Below are 18,180 nucleotides of genomic sequence, written 5' to 3'. Positions count from 1 at the left end.
GTCGGTGGGGTGGTGCAGGATGGGCCGGATGAGTGAGGAGAGTCTTCCGGACCATGATCGCCCGGACCGCGCCGGCGTCCGCCCGGACCACGACGTTCGCCCGGAGCACGCGGACGCGCTGCCGGAGTACGCCGAGCGGGTCCTCGAGGTCGCCGACCTGGTTCCGCCGGGCCGCGTCATGACGTACGGGGACGTCGCGGAGTGGCTGGAGGAGGGCGGGCCCCGCCAGGTCGGCCGGGTGATGGCCCTCTACGGGGGCGCCGTTCCGTGGTGGCGGGTGGTCCGCGCGGACGGGGTCCTGCTGCCCGGGCACGAGCTGAGGGCGCTGGAGCACTACCGCGCGGAGGGCACGCCGCTGAAGGAGGCGAGCAGGGCCGCCGAGGGCCACCTGCCGCGCCTCGACATGAGGCGGGCGCGCTGGGACGGCGGCGAACGCGCACAGGGTCACACCTGACAGCTTCCGCCATCGGCGGACCCGCTGTGTGACCCGTGATCCGTACGGGGGAAAGAGGGCACGTCCGTGGCATGACGTACGTTCGTGAGGTGAGGGACGTACGTGTCGCAAGTGAACCGAGGGATGAATCGGAAGCCCTGCTTCCGCGCCACCCGTCGGCGTAGCGTCGGCTGCGCGTGTCCCCCTCACCCCGCGGCCACCGCCCTCCACGCGCGAGGGGCGTCCCACCAGCACACCCACCAGGACCGGCGAACCACGTGAGCTCCTCTTCCTCCACCAGGCGCCTGTCGCACCCCCAGGTGCGACAGGGGACCCGTGGCGCTTACCGGCTGGTGCGTACCCCCGTCGTGCGAACGGCTCCCCCTCGTCTGGACGCGGCACAGCGCGCAGTGGTTGACCACAAGACCGGACCACTGCTCGTTCTCGCAGGCCCGGGCACCGGCAAGACGACCACGCTCGTGGAGTCGGTGGCGTCCCGCGTCGCCCGTGGAGGGGACCCCGAGCGCATCCTGGTGCTGACGTTCAGCCGCAAGGCCGCCGTGGAGCTGCGCGACCGCATGGCGCTGCGCATGGGAGCGGCCCGCGCGCCCCGGGCGACCACGTTCCACTCGTTCTGCTACGCCCTGGTCCGCGCCCACCAGGACAGCGACCTGTTCGCGGAGCCGATGCGACTGCTGTCCGGCCCCGAGCAGGACGTGACCGTACGGGAGCTGCTCGCGGGCCAGCCGGACCTGGAGCGGCTCGGACTCGCCCATGTGCGCTGGCCGGACGAGCTGCGCGCCTGTCTGACCACGCGAGGCTTCGCCGACGAGGTCCGCGCGGTCCTCGCCCGCAGCCGCGAACTCGGTCTCGGCCCCGACGCGCTGGACGCCTTCGCCCACCGCATCGGCCGCCCCGACTGGCGCGCCGCGGCCGCCTTCCTCGCCGAGTACCTCGACGTGCTCGACATGCAGGGCGTCCTCGACTACGCCGAACTCGTCCACCGCGCGGTGCTCCTCGCCCGCCGCCCCGAGGCCGCCCAGCGGCTCGCCGCGCAGTACGACGCCGTGTACGTCGACGAGTACCAGGACACCGACCCGGCCCAGGTACGGCTGCTGCACGCCCTCGCCGGCGGCGGGCGCACCCTCGTCGCCTTCGGCGACCCCGACCAGTCGATCTACGCGTTCCGGGGCGCCGACGTGAACGGCATCCTGGAGTTCCCGCACGCCTTCCCGCGCGCGGACGGCCGCCCCGCGCCTGTCGAGGTCCTGCGCACCTCCCGCCGCTCCGGCGCCGCCCTGCTGGCCGCGACCCGGCTGCTGACCCAGCGCATGCCGCTCACCAGGCTGCCGGCCGAGAAGGTACGCGCCCACCGCGAGCTCACCCCGGTCCGCGAGGGAGGCCGTGTCGAGGTCTTCACCTACCCGACAGCCGGCACCGAACTGGACAACATCGCCGACATCCTGCGCAGGGCACACCTGGAGGACGGCGTGCCCTGGGGCGAGATGGCCGTCCTGGTACGCGCGGGCTCGCGCACGATCCCGACGGTGCGCAGGGCGCTCACCGCGGCCGGGGTGCCGCTGGACATCGACGGCGACGATCTGCCGCTGCGGCACGAGCCGGCGGTGGCACCGCTGCTGACGGCATTGCGGGCGGTGGCCACGGCGGAGGCCTCGGTACGTGCCGAGGCCGAGACCGCGACCGAGGAGCCGGAGCCGTCCCGGCTCGACACCGAGACCGCGCCCGAGCAGCCGGAGCCCTCCTGGCTCGACACCGAGACTTCGACGGAGCAGCCGGAGCCCTCCTGGCTCGACACCGAGACCGCCCTCACCCTGCTCGCCTCCCCCCTCGCTGCCATGGACGCCGCCGACCTGCGCCGTCTCGGGCGGGCCCTGCGCGACGAGGAGCGGGCCGCGGGCAACCCCTTGCCGCCGCCCTCGGACGAGCTGCTCGCGCGGGCGCTGGCCGAGCCGGAGCGGCTGGCGGTGCACGACCCCACGTACGCGCGTGGCGCCCAGCGCCTCGGCGCGCTGCTCCGTAAGGCCCGTGAGCGTCTCGCGGGCGGCGGTACGGCCGAGGAGGCGCTGTGGGACCTGTGGGAGGGCACGCCCTGGCCCACCCGCCTGGAGCGGGCGGCCCGTCGCGGCGGCGCCGCCGGACGCAACGCCGACCGTGACCTGGACGCCGTATGCGCCCTTTTCGCGACAGCGACCCGCGCGGAGGAGCGCACCGGCGGCCGGGGTGCCCTGAACTTCCTGGCGGAGATCGAGGCCGAGGACATCGCCGCCGACACCCTCACGCGGCGTGCCGTACGTCCCGACGCCGTGCGCCTGATGACCGCGCACCGCTCCAAGGGGCTGGAGTGGCGCCTGGTCGTCGTCGCGGGCGTCCAGGAGGGCCTGTGGCCGGACCTGCGCCGCCGCGGCTCCCTCCTGGAGGCCGACCGCATCGGCCGCGACGGACTCGCCGAACCGCTCACCCCGGGAGCCCTGCTGGCGGAGGAACGCCGCCTGTTCTACGTCGCCGCCACACGCGCGCGTGAGCGCCTCGTCGTCACGGCGGTGAAGGCCCCGGCGGACGACGGCGACCAGCCCTCCCGCTTCCTGACCGAGCTCGGCGTCGAACCGAGGGACGTCACGGGCCGCCCGCGCCGCCCTCTGGCTGTCGCCGCGCTCGTCGCCGAGCTGCGGGCGACGACGGTCGACCCGCGCGCGTCGGACACCCTCAGGGAGGCCGCTGCCCGCCGGCTGGCCCGGCTCGCCGCGCTCGCCGACGAGGACGGCCGCCCGTTGGTGCCCTCCGCGCACCCTTACCGCTGGTGGGGCATGTTCGAGCCGACCGAGTCCAAGGTGCCGCTGCGCGACCGCGACCAGCCCGTGGTGCTCTCCGGAAGCGCCCTCGACCAGCTCGCCAACACCTGCTCCCTGCAATGGTTCCTGGGCCGCGAAGTGAAGGCCGACGCGCCCGCGACCGTCGCCCAGGGCTTCGGTAACGTGGTGCACGTCCTCGCCGACGAGGTCGCCTCCGGGCACACCCCGGCCGACCTCGCCGTCCTCATGGAGCGCCTCGACTCGGTGTGGAACGCGCTCGCCTTCGACGCGCCGTGGAAGTCGGCGCAGGAGAAGGACAACGCGCGCGTGGCGCTCGAACGCTTCCTCAAGTGGCATGTGATGGACCGTGCGGGGCGTACGCCGGTGGCGAGCGAGCACGACTTCGACGTGACCCTGGAGGCCGGCGAGTTCGAGGTGCGCGTCCGCGGCCAGATGGACCGAGTCGAGGCCGACGGCGAAGGGCGTGCCTACGTCGTCGACTTCAAGACCGGCAAGCAGGCACCCAGCGCGGCCGAGGTGGCCCGCCACCCGCAGCTCGCCGTCTATCAGCTCGCCGTTCACGAGGGCGCCGTCGACGAGGCCTTCGACGGAGTACGTCCCGAACCGGGCGGTGCCGAACTCGTCCAGCTGCGTCAGGGCGCCGCCAAGCGGGACGGCGGCGACACCCTGCCCAAGGTGCAGGGGCAGGAGCCTCTGGACGGCGGCGAGGGGGAGTGGGTCGGCGACCTGCTCGCCACGGCCGCGGGCAAGGTCCTCGACGAACGGTTCACGCCCACCGCGGGCCAGCACTGCACGCACTGCGCGTTCCGGGCGTCCTGCAGCGCGCGGCCGGAGGGGCGGCACGTGGTCGAGTGACGCCGTGTCAGCGACCGGAGTGACCGATCGCACCTCCCGTGCTGACCTGCGCTTCTCCCGTCCCCGAGGGGCGGTCCGGCACCCACTGTCAGTGCCCGCGGCTAGCCTCTTTCGATGTGCCCGCAAGTATCACCGATCCCGAGCAGCTCAAGGAGCTCCTCGGCATCCCGTTCACTCCGGAGCAGACGGCCTGCATCACCGCGCCGCCCGCCCCGCAGGTGATCGTGGCCGGAGCCGGCTCGGGCAAGACCACGGTGATGGCGGCGCGCGTGGTGTGGCTGGTCGGCACCGGCCAGGTCGCCCCCGAACAGGTCCTCGGCCTGACCTTCACCAACAAGGCCGCCGGTGAACTCGCCGAGCGCGTCCGCAAGGCGCTCGTCAAGGCCGGCGTCACCGACCCCGACGTCATCGACCCGGACAACCCGCCGGGCGAGCCGGTGATCTCGACGTACCACGCCTTCGCCGGCCGTCTGCTGACCGATCACGGCCTGCGCATCGGCCTCGAACCGACCTCCCGTCTGCTCGCCGACGCTACCCGCTACCAGCTCGCCGCGCGCGTGCTGCGCGAGGCCCCGGGGCCGTACCCGGCCCTCACCCGCTCCTTCGCCGACCTGGTCAGCGACCTGCTCGCCCTCGACTCCGAACTCGCCGAGCACCTCGTCAGGCCCGAGGCCCTGCGGGCGTACGACGCCGAACTGCTGCTCGGCCTGCAGAGCGCCAAGCTCAGCAACGCCGACCTGCGCAAGGTCCCCGCGGCGGCCGCCGCGCGCCGGGAACTCGCCGATCTCGTGGTCCGCTACCGCGCCGCCAAGAGGGAGCGCGATCTGCTCGACTTCGGCGACCAGATCGCCCTGTCGGCACAGCTCGCCGGCATCCCCGAGGTGGGCCGCATCCTGCGCGACGAGTTCCGCGTGGTCCTCCTGGACGAGTACCAGGACACGTCCGTCGCCCAACGCGTCCTCCTGGCAGGCCTGTTCGGAGAGGGCACCGGCCACCCGGTGACCGCCGTCGGCGACCCCTGCCAGGCGATCTACGGCTGGCGCGGCGCCTCCGTCGCCAACCTGGACGACTTCCCCGAGCACTTCGCCCACGCCGACGGCCGTCCCGCCACCCGCCAGGCACTCAGCGAGAACCGCCGCAGCGGCGGCCGCCTCCTCGACCTCGCCAACGGCCTCGCGGAGCCCCTGCGCGCCCTGCACGCGGGCGTGGAGGCCCTCCGGCCCGCCCCAGGAGCCGAGCGTGACGGCACGGTGCGCTGCGCGCTGCTGCCCACGCACGCCGAGGAGATCGACTGGATCGCCGATTCCGTCTCGCACCTCGTCCGCACCGGCAAGGAACCCGGCGAGATCGCCGTCCTGTGCCGTACGGCGACGGACTTCGCCGAGATCCAGGGCGCGCTCGTCGCCCGTGACGTCCCCGTCGAGGTGGTCGGACTCTCCGGGCTGCTCCACCTGCCCGAGGTCGCCGACCTGGTCGCCGTCTGCGAGGTCCTCCAGGACCCCGGCGCCAACGCCTCCCTGGTCCGCCTGCTCACCGGCCCGCGCTGGCGGATCGGCCCGCGCGACCTCGCCCTCCTGGGACGCCGCGCACGGATGCTGGTGTCCCACGCGCGCGTGGACGGCGACGACGACCCGGACCGTCGGCTCGCCGAGGCGGTCGAGGGGGTCGACCCCGCCGAGGTGATCTCCCTCGCGGACGCCCTCGACACGTTCCTGGAGACGCCGCTGGACGGCGCCGGTGACGACGACAGGCTGCCGTTCTCGCCGGACGCGCGCGTGCGGTTCGCGCGACTGGCCACCGAACTGCGCGACCTGCGCCGCTCCCTGTCCGACCCGCTGATGGACGTCCTGTACCGCGTCCTCGCCGTCACCGGCCTGGAAGTGGAGCTGTCGGCGTCCCCCCACGCGCTGGCCGCCCGCCGCCGCGAGACCCTGTCCAACTTCCTCGACATCGCCGCCTCGTTCGCGGCCGGCGACCACGAGGCGACCCTGCTCGCCTTCCTCGGCTTCCTGCGCACCGCCGCCCAGTACGAGAAGGGCCTGGACAACGCCCTGCCCGGCGGCGAGAACACCGTCAAGGTGCTCACCGCGCACAAGTCCAAGGGCCTGGAGTGGGACGTCGTCGCCGTCCCCGGCCTGGTCACCGGCACCTTCCCCAGCACCCAGGGCCGCGAGAAGTGGACCGCGCAGGGCAAGGTCCTCCCGCACGAGCTGCGCGGCGACACCGACACGCTCCCCGACGTCGCTTCCTGGGACTCCCGCGGCCTGAAGGCCTTCCACGAAGCCATGAAGGAGCACCAGCACACCGAGGAACTCCGCCTCGGCTATGTCACCTTCACCCGCCCCCGCTCCCTGCTTCTCGGCTCCGGCCACTGGTGGGGCCCCAGCCAGAAGAAGCCCCGCGGCCCCTCCGACTTCCTTCAGGAGCTGTACGACCACTGCGTTGCCGGTCACGGCGAGATCGAGGCGTGGGCCGACGAGCCGGCCGAGGACGAGGAGAACCCGGCCCTGCACCGCGAGAGCGCCGACCAGGTGTGGCCCCTGCCCCTCGACGACGCCGCCCTGACCCGACGCCGCGCGGCTGCCGAGACGGTCCTGGCCCACCTGGAGAACCTCGGCTCTCACGAGGACGGCCACCCCGCCGCGACGCACGACCCGCAGACCTACGAGGATCCGGATTGGCCTCCGCCACCGGACGACGAAGCGTTCGACGGCGAGTTCCCCGACGCGATCCCCGATGAGTTCGCCGAGGACGGCGATCCCTTCGAGGCGGACCCCGCGCACGAGGAGGACCCGGGCGACTGGGACTCCTGGACCGCGGACCGCCCGGCAGCCGCGCGCGTCCCGACCGTCCCGCACCAGGCGACGTCCCCGGAGCCCTCCGCCGGCCCCCTCGCTCGCCCCCACCCCGCCGAACCGGCGCTCACCCCGGAGGAAGCCCGCACCATAGCCTCGTGGGACCGCGACCTCGACGCCCTCACAGGGGAGCTCCTGCGCGCCCGCGCGAGCGTCACGGACGTGCCCTTGCCCGCGTCACTGAGCGCGTCGCAGCTGCTGCGGCTGGCCGCCGACCCGGACGGGTTCGCGCAGGAACTCGCGCGCCCCATGCCGCGCCCCCCACAACCCGCCGCACGTCGAGGCACCCGATTCCACGCCTGGGTAGAGGCCCGCTTCGAAGAGCTGACGCTGCCCATGCTGGAGCCGGAGGACCTGCCCGGCAGCGAGGCCGAGATCGCCGACGAGCGCGACCTGGAAGCCCTCAAGGACGCCTTCGAGCGGACGGAATACGCGCACCGCACGCCGTACCGGGTCGAGGCCCCGTTCCAGCTCGTGATCGCCGGCCGTGTCGTACGGGGCCGGATCGACGCCGTGTACAAGGACGTCGACGCCGAAGGGGCGACGGCGTACGAGATCGTCGACTGGAAGACCAACCGCACCCACACCGCCGACCCGCTCCAGCTCGCCCTGTACCGGCTTGCCTGGGCCGAGCAGCAGGGGATGCCCCTGGAGTCGGTCAACGCCGTGTTCCTGTACGTCCGCAGCGGCGAGGTCGTACGCCCGGACGACCTGCCGGGCCGGGCCGCGCTGGAGCGGCTGCTGACCGAGGAGCCGGTCCCGGGGGCGGGGTGTGAGGAACCGCCCACCGAGGATGTCGGTGCGGGCCGATAGGCTCGTGACCATGAGCCAGACCCCGGACAGCGCCGTCCGCCCGTACATCGAGCAGCATCGCGCCGCCTTCCTCGACGACCTCGCCGAGTGGCTGCGCATCCCCTCCGTGTCGGCCCAGCCCGACCACGCGCCCGATGTACGCCGCAGCGCCGACTGGCTCGCCGCGAAGCTCAAGGAGACCGGCTTCCCGACCACGGAGGTCTGGGCTACGCCGGGCGCGCCCGCCGTGTTCGCCGAGTGGCCCTCCGACGACCCCGAGGCGCCCACGATCCTGGTCTACGGGCACCACGACGTGCAGCCGGCCGCCCGCGAGGACGGCTGGGACAGCGAGCCCTTCGAGCCCGTCGTCCGGGACGGACGCCTCTACGCGCGCGGGGCGGCCGACGACAAGGGCCAGGTGTTCTTCCACACACTCGGCGTCCGCGCCCACCTGGCCACCACCGGCCGCACCACCCCGGCCGTCCACCTGAAGCTGCTGATCGAGGGTGAGGAGGAGTCCGGCTCCCCGAACTTCCGCGCCCTCGTCGAGGAGCACGCCGAGAGGCTCGCGGCCGACGCCGTGATCGTGTCCGACACCGGCATGTGGTCCGAGGACACCCCGACGGTGTGCACGGGCATGCGCGGCCTCGCCGAGTGCGAGATCCGGCTGTACGGCCCCGACCAGGACATCCACTCAGGTTCCTTCGGCGGCGCGGTGCCCAACCCCGCGACCGCGGCCGCCCGCCTGGTCGCCGCCCTGCACGACGAGCACGCGCGCGTGGCGATCCCGGGCTTCTACGACGGCATCGTCGAGCTGACCGACCGCGAGCGCGAGCTCTTCGCCGAGCTGCCCTTCGACGAGCAGCAGTGGCTGCGCACCGCCAAGTCGTACGCCACCCAGGGCGAGGCCGGTCACACCACCCTGGAGCGCGTCTGGGCCCGCCCCACCGCCGAGGTCAACGGCATCGGCGGTGGCTACCAGGGCCCCGGCAGCAAGACGATCATCCCGTCCTCGGCCATGCTGAAGCTTTCCTTCCGGCTGGTCGCGGGACAGGACCCCGACCATGTCGAGAAGGCCGTCCGTGCCTGGGCCGACGCACAGGTACCCGCCGGGATCCGCTGCGAGATCACGTTCGGCGGGGCCACGCGCCCGTGCCTGACGCCGCTGGACCATCCGGCCCTCCAGTCCCTCGTGCGAGCCATGGGCCGCGCCTTCGAAGGGCCCGTCCGCTTCACGCGTGAGGGCGGCTCCGGTCCCGCCGCCGACCTTCAGGACGTCCTCGGCGCACCCGTGCTCTTCCTCGGCATCTCCGTCCCCTCCGACGGCTGGCACGCGCCGAACGAGAAGGTCGAGCTCGCCCTGCTCCTCAAAGGCGTCGAGACCACCGCCTACCTCTGGGGCGACCTGGCCGCGAACTGGCGCCATGAGCCCTGACCTGTCCGGGCCGTCCGAAGGGGCATCGCGCGCGGGGCACACTGAGAAGGCCGCCCCGCACCGCCGAGCCCTGCCGCACCCGGTCGCCTCCCGTCCCACGTTCCGCCGATACGCCCGCCGAAGCACACCGTTCCACTGGGGGAGTTGGAAGCACCCGTGACCACCTCGACCGACCACACCGCCGACCGACCCATCTCGCTCACCGCCCCGAGCGGCATCGACCGCGCCGCCCACCACCGGCTCGACGAGGCCTGGCTCGCGGCGGCATGGAGCCACCCCACGACCCGCTGCTTCGTGGTTTCCGGCGGCCAGGTCCTCATCGACGAGACGGCGGACGGGGGCACCGAACTCGTCATGACCCCCTCCTTCGAGGCCCCCCTCACCGAGGCACACCGCTACTTCCTCGGCATCGACGAGGAGGGCGTCAGCTACTTCGCCCTCCAGAAGGACGCGCTGCCCGGCCGCATCGACCAGTCCGCGCGCGCGGCCGGGCTGCGCGAGGCGGGCCTGCTGCTGTCGCCGCGCGACGCCGGCCTGATGGTGCACGCCGTCGGCCTGGAGAACTGGCAGCGCACCCACCGCTTCTGCTCCCGCTGCGGCGAGCGCACCGTGATCGCCGCGGCCGGTCACATCCGCCGCTGCCCCGCCTGCGGCGCCGAGCACTACCCGCGCACCGACCCCGCCGTGATCATGGCCGTCACGGACGAGGACGACCGCATCCTCCTCGGCCGCCAGGTCCACTGGCCCGAAGGCCGCTTCTCGACGCTCGCCGGTTTCGTCGAGCCCGGGGAGTCCATCGAGCAGGCGGTGCGCCGGGAGGTCTTCGAGGAGGCCGGCGTCACCGTCGGAGAGGTCGAGTACGTCGCCAGTCAGCCGTGGCCCTTCCCGTCCAGCCTCATGCTGGGCTTCATGGCCCACGCCACCTCCACCGAGATCCAGGTCGACGGGGACGAGATCCACGAGGCCCGCTGGTTCTCCCGTGAGGAACTGCGCGCCGCCTTCGACTCCGGCGAGGTCATGCCGCCGTACGGCATCTCGATCGCGGCCCGCCTGATCGAGCTCTGGTACGGCAAGCCACTGCCGACGCGCAGCGTCTGAGCACAAACGCGAAGGGTGGCCGCCCCTGAGGGGGACCGGCCACCCTTCGCGTTTGTGTCGATCACACGCCGATCTTCTGCTTCACCTGGGCCAGCGACGGGTTCGTCAGCGTCGAGCCGTCCGCGAAGAGCACGGTCGGGACCGTCTGGTTTCCGCCATTCGCCTTCTCGACGAACGCGGCGGACGCCGGGTCCTGCTCGATGTTGATCTCGGTGTACGCGATGCCCTCACGCTCCAGCTGCTTCTTCAGCCGCTGGCAGTAGCCGCACCACGTGGTGCTGTACATCGTCACAGTGCCCTGCATGTCTCGCGCGCTCCTCTGATGGCTCGGGGAAACAGGTCGTTCAGAGGGGGAACGTACGCGACCGGGGCGCCATTCCCACCCGGGGTATGCCCGGCACGTGACGCCTGCCGCATTAGTACGACTATCCATGCCTGCCTGTGGACAACCGGCACAGCCGTCTCCGGCGACCTGGCAGCATGGCGGTGTGACAGCAGCAACGCACTCCACCCTCTTCCCGCAGGTACCGGACTCTGCCGACGCGGTGCTCGAAGGGCTCGACCCCGAGCAGCGCGAGGTGGCCACCGCCCTGCAGGGTCCGGTGTGCGTGCTCGCGGGCGCCGGCACGGGCAAGACCCGGGCGATCACCCACCGCATCGCCTACGGAGTGCGCGCCGGCCTCCTCCAGCCCTCCAGCGTGCTCGCCGTCACCTTCACCAACCGCGCAGCCGGAGAGATGCGCGGACGGCTGCGCCAGCTCGGCGCCGCCGGGGTCCAGGCCCGCACCTTCCACTCGGCAGCCCTGCGGCAGCTCCAGTACTTCTGGCCGAAAGCGGTCGGTGGTTCCCTGCCCCGGCTGGTCGACCGCAAGATCCAGCTCGTCGCGGACGCGGCCGCTGCCTGCCGCATCCGCCTCGACCGGAACGAGCTGCGGGACGTCACCGCCGAGATCGAGTGGTCCAAGGTCACCCAGACCGTCCCCGCCGACTATCCGCCCGCCATCGCCAAGGCAGGCCGCGACGCCCCCCGCGACCCGGCCGAGATCGCCCAGATCTACAACGTCTACGAGGACCTGAAGCGGGACCGCTCCTTCATCGACTTCGAGGACGTCCTGCTGCTCACCGTCGCCATCCTCCAGGACCGGCACGACATCGCCGACCAGGTCCGCTCCCAGTACCAGCACTTCGTGGTCGACGAGTACCAGGACGTCAGCCCGCTGCAGCAGCGCCTGCTGGAGCTATGGCTCGGCGACCGGGACAACCTGTGTGTGGTCGGCGACGCCAGCCAGACGATCTACTCGTTCACAGGAGCAACTCCCGACCATCTGCTCGACTTCCGCACCCGCCACCCCGGCGCCACCGTCGTCAAACTGGTCCGTGACTACCGCTCCACCCCCCAGGTGGTCCACCTCGCCAACGGCCTGCTCGCCCAGGCCCGGGGCCGCGCCGCCGACCACCGCCTGGAACTGGTCTCCCAGCGCGAGGCGGGCCCCGAACCCGTCTACACCGAGTACACCGACGAACCCGCCGAGGCCGAAGGCGCCGCCCGCCGTATCCGCGAACTGATGGACTCCGGCGTCCCGGCCGCCGAGATCGCCATCCTGTTCCGTACGAACGCCCAGTCCGAGACCTATGAGCAGGCCCTGGCCGACGCGGGCGTGCCCTATCAGCTGCGGGGCGCTGAGCGGTTCTTCGACCGCCCCGAGGTGCGCAAGGCCGGTATCGCCCTGCGCGGCGCGGCCCGCTTCGGCGGCAACGACTCCCTCCTCGACGACGCCCCCGACCTTCCCTCGCAGGTGCGTGCCGTGCTGTCGGGGGAGGGCTGGACGACGCAGCCGCCGGCCGGCTCCGGCGCCGTCAGAGAGCGCTGGGAGTCGCTGGCAGCCCTGGTGAATCTCGCCCAGGACTTCGCCGCCGCCAAACCCGACGTGACCCTCGCCGACCTCGTGGCGGAGCTCGACGAGCGGGCGAACGCCCAGCACGCCCCGACCGTCCAGGGCGTCACCCTCGCCTCCCTGCACTCGGCCAAGGGCCTGGAGTGGGACGTCGTCTTCCTGGTCGGGGTAGCCGAGGGCATGATGCCGATCACCTACGCAAAGACCGACGAGCAGATCGAGGAGGAGCGCCGCCTCCTCTATGTCGGTGTCACCCGGGCCAGGCGGCACCTCCATGTCTCCTGGGCGCTTACTCGCGCGCCCGGCGGCCGTCCGAACCGCCGCCCCAGCCGCTTCCTCGACGGACTGCGCCCCGGCTCGACCGCCACCGCCGGACGCACCGCCGCAGGCGGCTCCGGGGGCGTGGTCCGCGGCTTCACGAGCAGACCGGAGACCGCCCCGAGACGCACCCAGCGCACCCCGGCGCGCTGCCGCGTCTGCGGACGCACCCTCACCGACGCCGGTGAGATGAAGCTGATGCGCTGCGAGACCTGCCCCTCTGACATGGACGAGGGCCTCTACGAACGACTCCGCGAGTGGCGCGGCGTCCAGGCGCGCCTCAGCGGCCAGCCGGACTTCTGCGTCTTCACGGACAGAACCCTGATGGCCATCGCCGAGGCGGAGCCGGTCAGTCCGGTTGAGCTGTCCCGTATCCCCGGCGTCCTCAAGCGCAAGCTCGAGCGCTACGGAGCCGATGTGCTGGCCATCTGCGCAGGCCAGGAGGTTGGGGAGGACGCCGGCGGGGAATGACACGAACTCGTCGAAAAAATAGTTTGCGCATGCCCCAGCAATCCCCATAGGTTCTTAGCCACGGGAACGGAGGCCTTCTCGGAGGCCCCAATTCCGTGTTCTACTTGCATACCCGTCGGACTGGCTCACCCCAGTCCCCTTAGACGCCGAGAGGAGGCGAGTCCAGTGATCAGCATCAACACCAGCTCCATCAGCATCGTGAAAATGACCGATCGCTCGGTCGTCGCTTCCCTGTGCATGCTCGGCGCCTCCAACCAGGGCACCGGTCTGTCCGGCATTCGTGCCGACCGTCCGGCGTCCGCCCTGTCTCTCGCGGGTCTCCCTGTCCGCGAGGGCAATGAGCGACCGACCAAGGCACTGGAAGCGGCAGTAGAGGCAAAGGCGCGGGCCTATGCCTTCACGGCGACCGGTGCCGGATTCCGGAAGCAGACGACGCAGCACCACCAGATGTGGGCCTTCCGTGGGCCAGAACCCTGGAGTGATCCAGCCTGATCGCCGATCAGGCCGGCGCCTTCAGGGCCGCGGAACCCCATCCGGGATCCGCGGCCCTTCTGTTTGTCCCCCAACGGGGATGACGGAGTGAAGGGGCCTCGGGACAAGGAACAACCCGGTACCAGCCGCCACCCGGTCCCACAGGACCGGAACGAAAAGACGAGGAAGACGAACCGTGCAACTCGAAGCGCACGCCCCGTCCGTACCGCCCTCAGACGCGATCCCCAAGCCCGGCTTCACGGAGGACTCCACCTTGACCCCCCTCACCGCGCTCACCGCGCTCGACGACGCCATCGAGAACCTCGGCGTACCCGTCCCCTGCCGCTCCTACGACCCGGAGGTCTTCTTCGCCGAGTCGCCGGCGGACGTCGAGTACGCCAAGTCCCTCTGCCGCACCTGCCCGCTGATCGAGGCCTGCCTCGCCGGCGCCAAGGAGCGGCGTGAGCCCTGGGGCGTCTGGGGTGGCGAGCTGTTCGTCCAGGGTGTCGTCGTCGCCCGGAAGCGGCCGCGTGGTCGCCCGCGCAAGAACCCGGTCACGGCATGAACACCGCAGGAACGATCGATCGCCCCCTCACGCACGACCCCCAGAAGCAGGCCCCGATGAAGCCGTCCACCCACGAACTTGCAGGCTCCGCGCCTGAAGACTTCACCACCAGTGGCGCGAACGACTCGCGTCAGAACAGGAACCGAGAGATGCAACTCCTCCAAGAAGCCCTGGCACGTGCGCATATGCACGAGCGACACCACGAGGCCGAGCAGGAACGCCGGGCCATGCGCCTGGCGACCGCTCGCCGCATGCAGCGCAGGGCCGAGCGTGCCTCGCTGCGCGCGCGCCGCGCGCTCGCCATGGCGGTCATGCAGTAACCGACCACACCACCCAGCGGTGGCCTCCCGACCTGGGGAGGCGGTAGCTCCCCGCGGGGGCCGGTCCGTGCGAACGGACCGGCCCCCGCGGTGCGTTGTGCGCGCTGATCAGCGAGGTACGGCGGTATCGTCGCCGAGTGACGAGTCCTTCCGGAGGCAGTGCCAACGGCGGCTCCGCGACGGAGCCCCAGCCCCTCGTGTGCGCCCGATGCGGCGCCGAGGCGGACGCCCCGCAGCCCACCTGGACCTGCTCCGTGGAGAACGGCGCCCGCCACTACATCTGCGACACCTGCTCCCGGCAGAACCTCAGAGCCATCGAGGGGCGGCTCGACTCCGCCTGGTGGTAGACCGGTCAGGCCTCGGCCGCCGGCTCCTCCTCGTCCGTCATCTCCTGCGGAACGAACCCCGGCAGCCACTCCTCCAGTTCCTCGCGCAGTCGCACCGTCGCCCCCAGCTGGCACAGCACCCCGATCGTGCTCAACGTCACCCGGTGGATCAGGAGGTACGCCGGGGGCAGGTTGAGCCGCTTGCCCAGCTGGTAGGCGGGGGAGCGGGGGTCAGCCACGCGGGCGGCCTGGCTGCGCATCCAGCCGCGGGTAAAGGTGAACTCGTCGACCTGGGCCGGTTCGATGATCGGCAGGAGGTAGTCGAGGACGGCGTCCGGCTCCAGGTCGATGGACTCCTTGACGAAGCCCTCGGCGCGGAGAAGGTCGTAGACGGCGTCCGCCTCGCCGTCCAGGGTCATACGCAGGGACTCGCCGATCGGCGTCGGAAGACCGCCCGGAAGTCGGTCCACCGTGCCGAAGTCCAGGACACCCAGCCGCCAGTCGTCCGCACCGTCGGGGCCGCCCGGCAGCAGGCGGAAGTTGCCCGGGTGCGGGTCGGCGTGCAGGAGCCCGGTGCGGGCCGGGCCGGAGAAGAGGAAGCGGGCTAGGAGCTGCCCAGCGCGGCTGCGCTGCTCCTCGGTGCCATCCGAGATCACCTCAGAGAGCGGGATGCCGTCGATCCACTCCGTGACCAGGACCTGCTCGCACTGCTGGACCACGGCCGGCACGACGACGTCCGGGTCGTCGGCGAACTCCTCCGCGTGCATCTGCTGGGCCTGCGCCTCCAAGGCGTAGTCCAGTTCCTCGGAGACCCGGTCCTTGAGCTCCGCGATCAGCGGCTTGATGTCCATGCCGGGAATCAGCGGACCCAGTAGCCGGGCGAAACGACTCAACTGGTTAAGGTCGGACAGCAGGGCCTCGCCGGCTCCCGGGTACTGCACCTTGACCGCCACTTCGCGGCCGTCGTGCCACACCCCCCGGTGCACCTGGCCGATCGAGGCCGCCGCGGCGGGTTTGTCCTCGAACTCCAGGAACAGGTCGTGCCAGTCCTCGCCGAGTCGCTCCGCCAGCACCGCGTGCACGGTGCGCGTCGGCATCGGGGGCGCCGCCTCCTGCAACTTGGTGAGCGCCGCGCGGTAGGGGCCGGCGATCTCCTCGGGCAGGGCCGACTCGAAGACGGACAGGGCCTGCCCGAACTTCATCGCGCCGCCCTTGAGCTCGCCGAGCACCTTGAACAACTGCTCCGCAGTGCGTTGCTGCAGCTCGCGGCCGACGATCTCCGCGGACTCGCCGACGATCCGCTTGCCGAGTCCCCAGGTCGCCCGCCCGGCGAAGCCGAGCGGAAGCGCGGCGAGCTTGGCGGTACGGGTGACCGCCTTGCGGGGAAGATCAGACATGCGCCCTCCTGGTCCCAGCCGGCCGCTCCGCGTCTGCCTTACGGCGTAACTTCTTCGACGGCCCTTGCTCCGCCATTGTCTCGTGTGACCCCGCGTCCTCGGAGGGGTGTTCTCCCTCACCTTTTTCCGTGGCGCCGCACGGGCATGCGGGGTGTGCCCACACCGGTCGGGCGTGCCAGCTGAGACCGGGCAGGGACACCTCCCAGCGTGCACCCGCGCTCGACGGAACCCGGCCGTCCAGGAACGCGAGGGCGTGCGCCGCGGCCAGTCCGGCGATCGTGGTGGCCAGCGTGAGATCGCAGGGCGGCACCTGGCGTGCCCTGCCCAGGCCGGAGCGCCACTGCGCGACCAGGCGGGGCCAGACGGGGTCCCGGTCGGTACGCCCCTCGTGGAGACAGCCGGCACAGGCGGTCTCGCCGGGCAGGACGAACGGGCCGACCACGCCGGTCGCCTCCACGACACCGGCGTACAGATGGGGCGTACCGGAGGAGATCAGAGGTTCGGCGGCGGACGGGGAGGGGGCGTGCACCGCGACGTCGTCCCTCGGCGCGATGATCACCAGCGAGTAGCCGATGCCGTCCGGATCGCGGGCTGACCGGGAGCTGCGGCGCGGTGGGCGGTCCGGTGCGCAGCGGCGAGCGGCCCGCCGCGCCGCCTCGTCCCTGCGCTCGCCGACCGCCTCCGCGGGCAGCCCGCCCGGTGCCACGTCCCCCGGCTCGACACGGCCGACGTCCCGCACGTCGACCTCGCCGACCCCGGCGCCGGACAGCAGCGAGGCCACCATCGAACCCACCCGGCCGGCCCCCCTCACCTGCACTCGCAGTGAGCGGCGGGCGGCAAGCCGGCCCATCGCCTCGCCCGGCTCGGACGTGGTCAGGGACAGGGAGGCCAGATCGGGGCGCAGCCGGTCCAGGACCTCCTTCTTGCGGCGCAGTGCGTCGGCGGCCGGGCCGCCGCCCTTCGCGTCGTCGAGGAGCCCCGCCCCCGCCAGCCGCCGCACCAGACCGTCGACATGACCGTCCGGCAGATCCATGCGGCGGGCCTCTTCGCGCAGCAGCTCCAGACCGCGGGTGCCGTTGAGCAGGTCGAGGAAGCTGCCCGTCGCCGTGTCCATCGGACCCAGCGTCAGCGCGTGTGCCGGAGTCATCCCGAACTGAACGGTGTTGAGATCCCGCCAACCCCGCCGGAGCGCGGGCTTCAGCAGCGGAGCCACCGGTGCCGCCGAGTCGTCCGAAGCCTCTGAAACCGTCGAAACCGTCGCTTGCATGAACAGGCCCCCGTAGCCCTCGTGGTGCGTCCCCGTGTGCCGGTGGAGCTCGGTCGCAGCTCCGCCGGTGACTGCCAGCATGCCCCGACGCGGCGTCCGGCGCCGAAAGTTGTCCACAGGCGGTGGATATTCGTCGTACAAATCAAACGCATGGTGGGGGATCGGCATCGAACCGTCCCGGAGTCGGGACTTCCCCCATGTGCAGCGGGTAACGTCGGGGCGTGTCCGCCGACCCACTGCACCGCGCCGGAACGCCGCAGCGCCGTACGACGAGCCCGCCGTCGAGCGGCTCGGGGGCGAGCGCGATCGAGGTCCGCAGGAGCGCCCGGCGCCGCCGGACGGTCTCGGCGTACCGCGAGGGCGACCGTACCGTCGTGCTCATCCCCGCCCGGATGTCCGAGGCGGAGGAGCAGCGCTGGGTGAACGTCATGCTCGACAAGCTGGCCGCCCAGGAGAGCAAGCGGGTCCTCGGTGACACCGAACTGGCCGAGCGCGCCGAGCGGCTGTCGGAACAGTACTTCGACGGCCGCGCCCGACCCAGCTCGGTTCGCTGGGTCACCAACCAGAACACGCGCTGGGGCTCGTGCACCCCGGCCGAGGGCAGCATCCGTCTCTCGCACCGTCTGCAGGGCATGCCCGAGTACGTCGTCGACTACGTCCTTCTGCACGAACTCGCGCATCTCCTGGTGCCCGGTCACGGGCCCCGCTTCTGGCGGCTGCTGGAGGCGTATCCGCGCACCGAGCGGGCGAAGGGGTACCTGGAGGGCGTGGTCGCCGCCGAGCGGCTGCCCCATCTGCCCGGCGCGCGCGGCGAATGACTCGCCCTGTCCCTGTCTGACCCGGCGAGGGTT

At 72.3% G+C, this 18,180-nt stretch carries 14 protein-coding genes; 11 read left to right on the top strand and 3 right to left on the bottom strand.

All coding sequences use genetic code 11. The features are described from left to right. Nucleotides 1-28: 28 nt before the first annotated feature. From AQJ67_RS11530 to nudC, 5 genes are all read left to right on the top strand, one after another. Complete coding sequence (locus tag AQJ67_RS11530) at nucleotides 29-454, top strand: MGMT family protein (RefSeq protein WP_062718117.1); 426 nt, start codon at nucleotides 29-31, stop codon at nucleotides 452-454. Nucleotides 455-711: 257 nt separating this feature from the next. Beyond that, nucleotides 712-4,119 (top strand): ATP-dependent helicase, encoded by a 3,408-nt coding sequence (locus tag AQJ67_RS11525; RefSeq protein ID WP_079055888.1) that lies wholly within the window; start codon nucleotides 712-714, stop codon nucleotides 4,117-4,119. Nucleotides 4,120-4,235: 116 nt separating this feature from the next. After that, nucleotides 4,236-7,787 (top strand): ATP-dependent DNA helicase, encoded by a 3,552-nt coding sequence (locus tag AQJ67_RS11520; RefSeq protein ID WP_062718112.1) that lies wholly within the window; start codon nucleotides 4,236-4,238, stop codon nucleotides 7,785-7,787. Nucleotides 7,788-7,797: 10 nt separating this feature from the next. Next, nucleotides 7,798-9,201, top strand: a complete 1,404-nt coding sequence (locus AQJ67_RS11515; RefSeq protein ID WP_062718559.1) for a dipeptidase — start codon at nucleotides 7,798-7,800, stop codon at nucleotides 9,199-9,201. A 156-nt stretch (nucleotides 9,202-9,357) separates the two neighbouring features. Next, nucleotides 9,358-10,299, top strand: coding sequence for an NAD(+) diphosphatase (gene nudC, locus AQJ67_RS11510; RefSeq protein WP_062718110.1), 942 nt, complete (start codon nucleotides 9,358-9,360; stop codon nucleotides 10,297-10,299). A gap of 61 nt (nucleotides 10,300-10,360) precedes the next feature. Here the strand turns inward: nudC and AQJ67_RS11505 are convergent, their stop codons facing one another. Continuing rightward, nucleotides 10,361-10,603 (bottom strand): mycoredoxin, encoded by a 243-nt coding sequence (locus AQJ67_RS11505; RefSeq protein ID WP_037886733.1) that lies wholly within the window; start codon nucleotides 10,601-10,603, stop codon nucleotides 10,361-10,363. 127 nt (nucleotides 10,604-10,730) lie between these two features. On the opposite strand from AQJ67_RS11505, the gene AQJ67_RS11500 reads away from it, so the two are divergent. From AQJ67_RS11500 to AQJ67_RS44975, 5 genes are all read left to right on the top strand, one after another. Beyond that, on the top strand, nucleotides 10,731-12,983 hold the full coding sequence (locus AQJ67_RS11500) for an ATP-dependent DNA helicase UvrD2 (RefSeq protein WP_244190431.1): 2,253 nt from the start codon (nucleotides 10,731-10,733) through the stop codon (nucleotides 12,981-12,983). 165 nt (nucleotides 12,984-13,148) lie between these two features. After that, on the top strand, nucleotides 13,149-13,475 hold the full coding sequence (locus AQJ67_RS11495; protein WP_062718106.1) for a hypothetical protein: 327 nt from the start codon (nucleotides 13,149-13,151) through the stop codon (nucleotides 13,473-13,475). A gap of 175 nt (nucleotides 13,476-13,650) precedes the next feature. Further along, the gene (locus AQJ67_RS11490) at nucleotides 13,651-14,019 is read left to right on the top strand and encodes a WhiB family transcriptional regulator (RefSeq protein WP_062718104.1); all 369 of its coding nucleotides are present in this window, start codon (nucleotides 13,651-13,653) and stop codon (nucleotides 14,017-14,019) included. Beyond that, entirely contained in the window at nucleotides 14,016-14,339 is a 324-nt protein-coding gene (locus tag AQJ67_RS11485; RefSeq protein ID WP_062718102.1) for a hypothetical protein, read from the top strand. Before AQJ67_RS11490 ends, AQJ67_RS11485 begins: the two co-directional genes overlap by 4 nt. 137 nt (nucleotides 14,340-14,476) lie before the next feature. Further along, nucleotides 14,477-14,686 carry a hypothetical protein gene (locus tag AQJ67_RS44975; protein WP_079055886.1) on the top strand — a complete coding sequence of 70 codons (210 nt, stop codon included), beginning with the start codon at nucleotides 14,477-14,479 and terminating at the stop codon, nucleotides 14,684-14,686. A gap of 5 nt (nucleotides 14,687-14,691) precedes the next feature. Here the strand turns inward: AQJ67_RS44975 and AQJ67_RS11480 are convergent, their stop codons facing one another. Beyond that, nucleotides 14,692-16,062, bottom strand: coding sequence for an ABC1 kinase family protein (locus tag AQJ67_RS11480; RefSeq protein WP_062718100.1), 1,371 nt, complete (start codon nucleotides 16,060-16,062; stop codon nucleotides 14,692-14,694). Further along, entirely contained in the window at nucleotides 16,055-17,275 is a 1,221-nt protein-coding gene (locus AQJ67_RS11475) for a TOMM precursor leader peptide-binding protein (protein ID WP_062718557.1), read from the bottom strand. The genes AQJ67_RS11480 and AQJ67_RS11475 overlap by 8 nt, the downstream gene beginning before the upstream one ends. 275 nt (nucleotides 17,276-17,550) lie before the next feature. Between AQJ67_RS11475 and AQJ67_RS11470 the strand changes: the two genes are divergently transcribed. Then, nucleotides 17,551-18,147, top strand: a complete 597-nt coding sequence (locus tag AQJ67_RS11470) for a M48 metallopeptidase family protein (RefSeq protein ID WP_062718098.1) — start codon at nucleotides 17,551-17,553, stop codon at nucleotides 18,145-18,147. The last annotated feature ends 33 nt before the right edge of the window (nucleotides 18,148-18,180 follow it).

Source organism: Streptomyces caeruleatus (genome assembly GCF_001514235.1).
Classification (GTDB): Bacteria; Actinomycetota; Actinomycetes; order Streptomycetales; family Streptomycetaceae; genus Streptomyces; species Streptomyces caeruleatus.
This window is presented reverse-complemented; position numbering and strand designations above follow the sequence as displayed.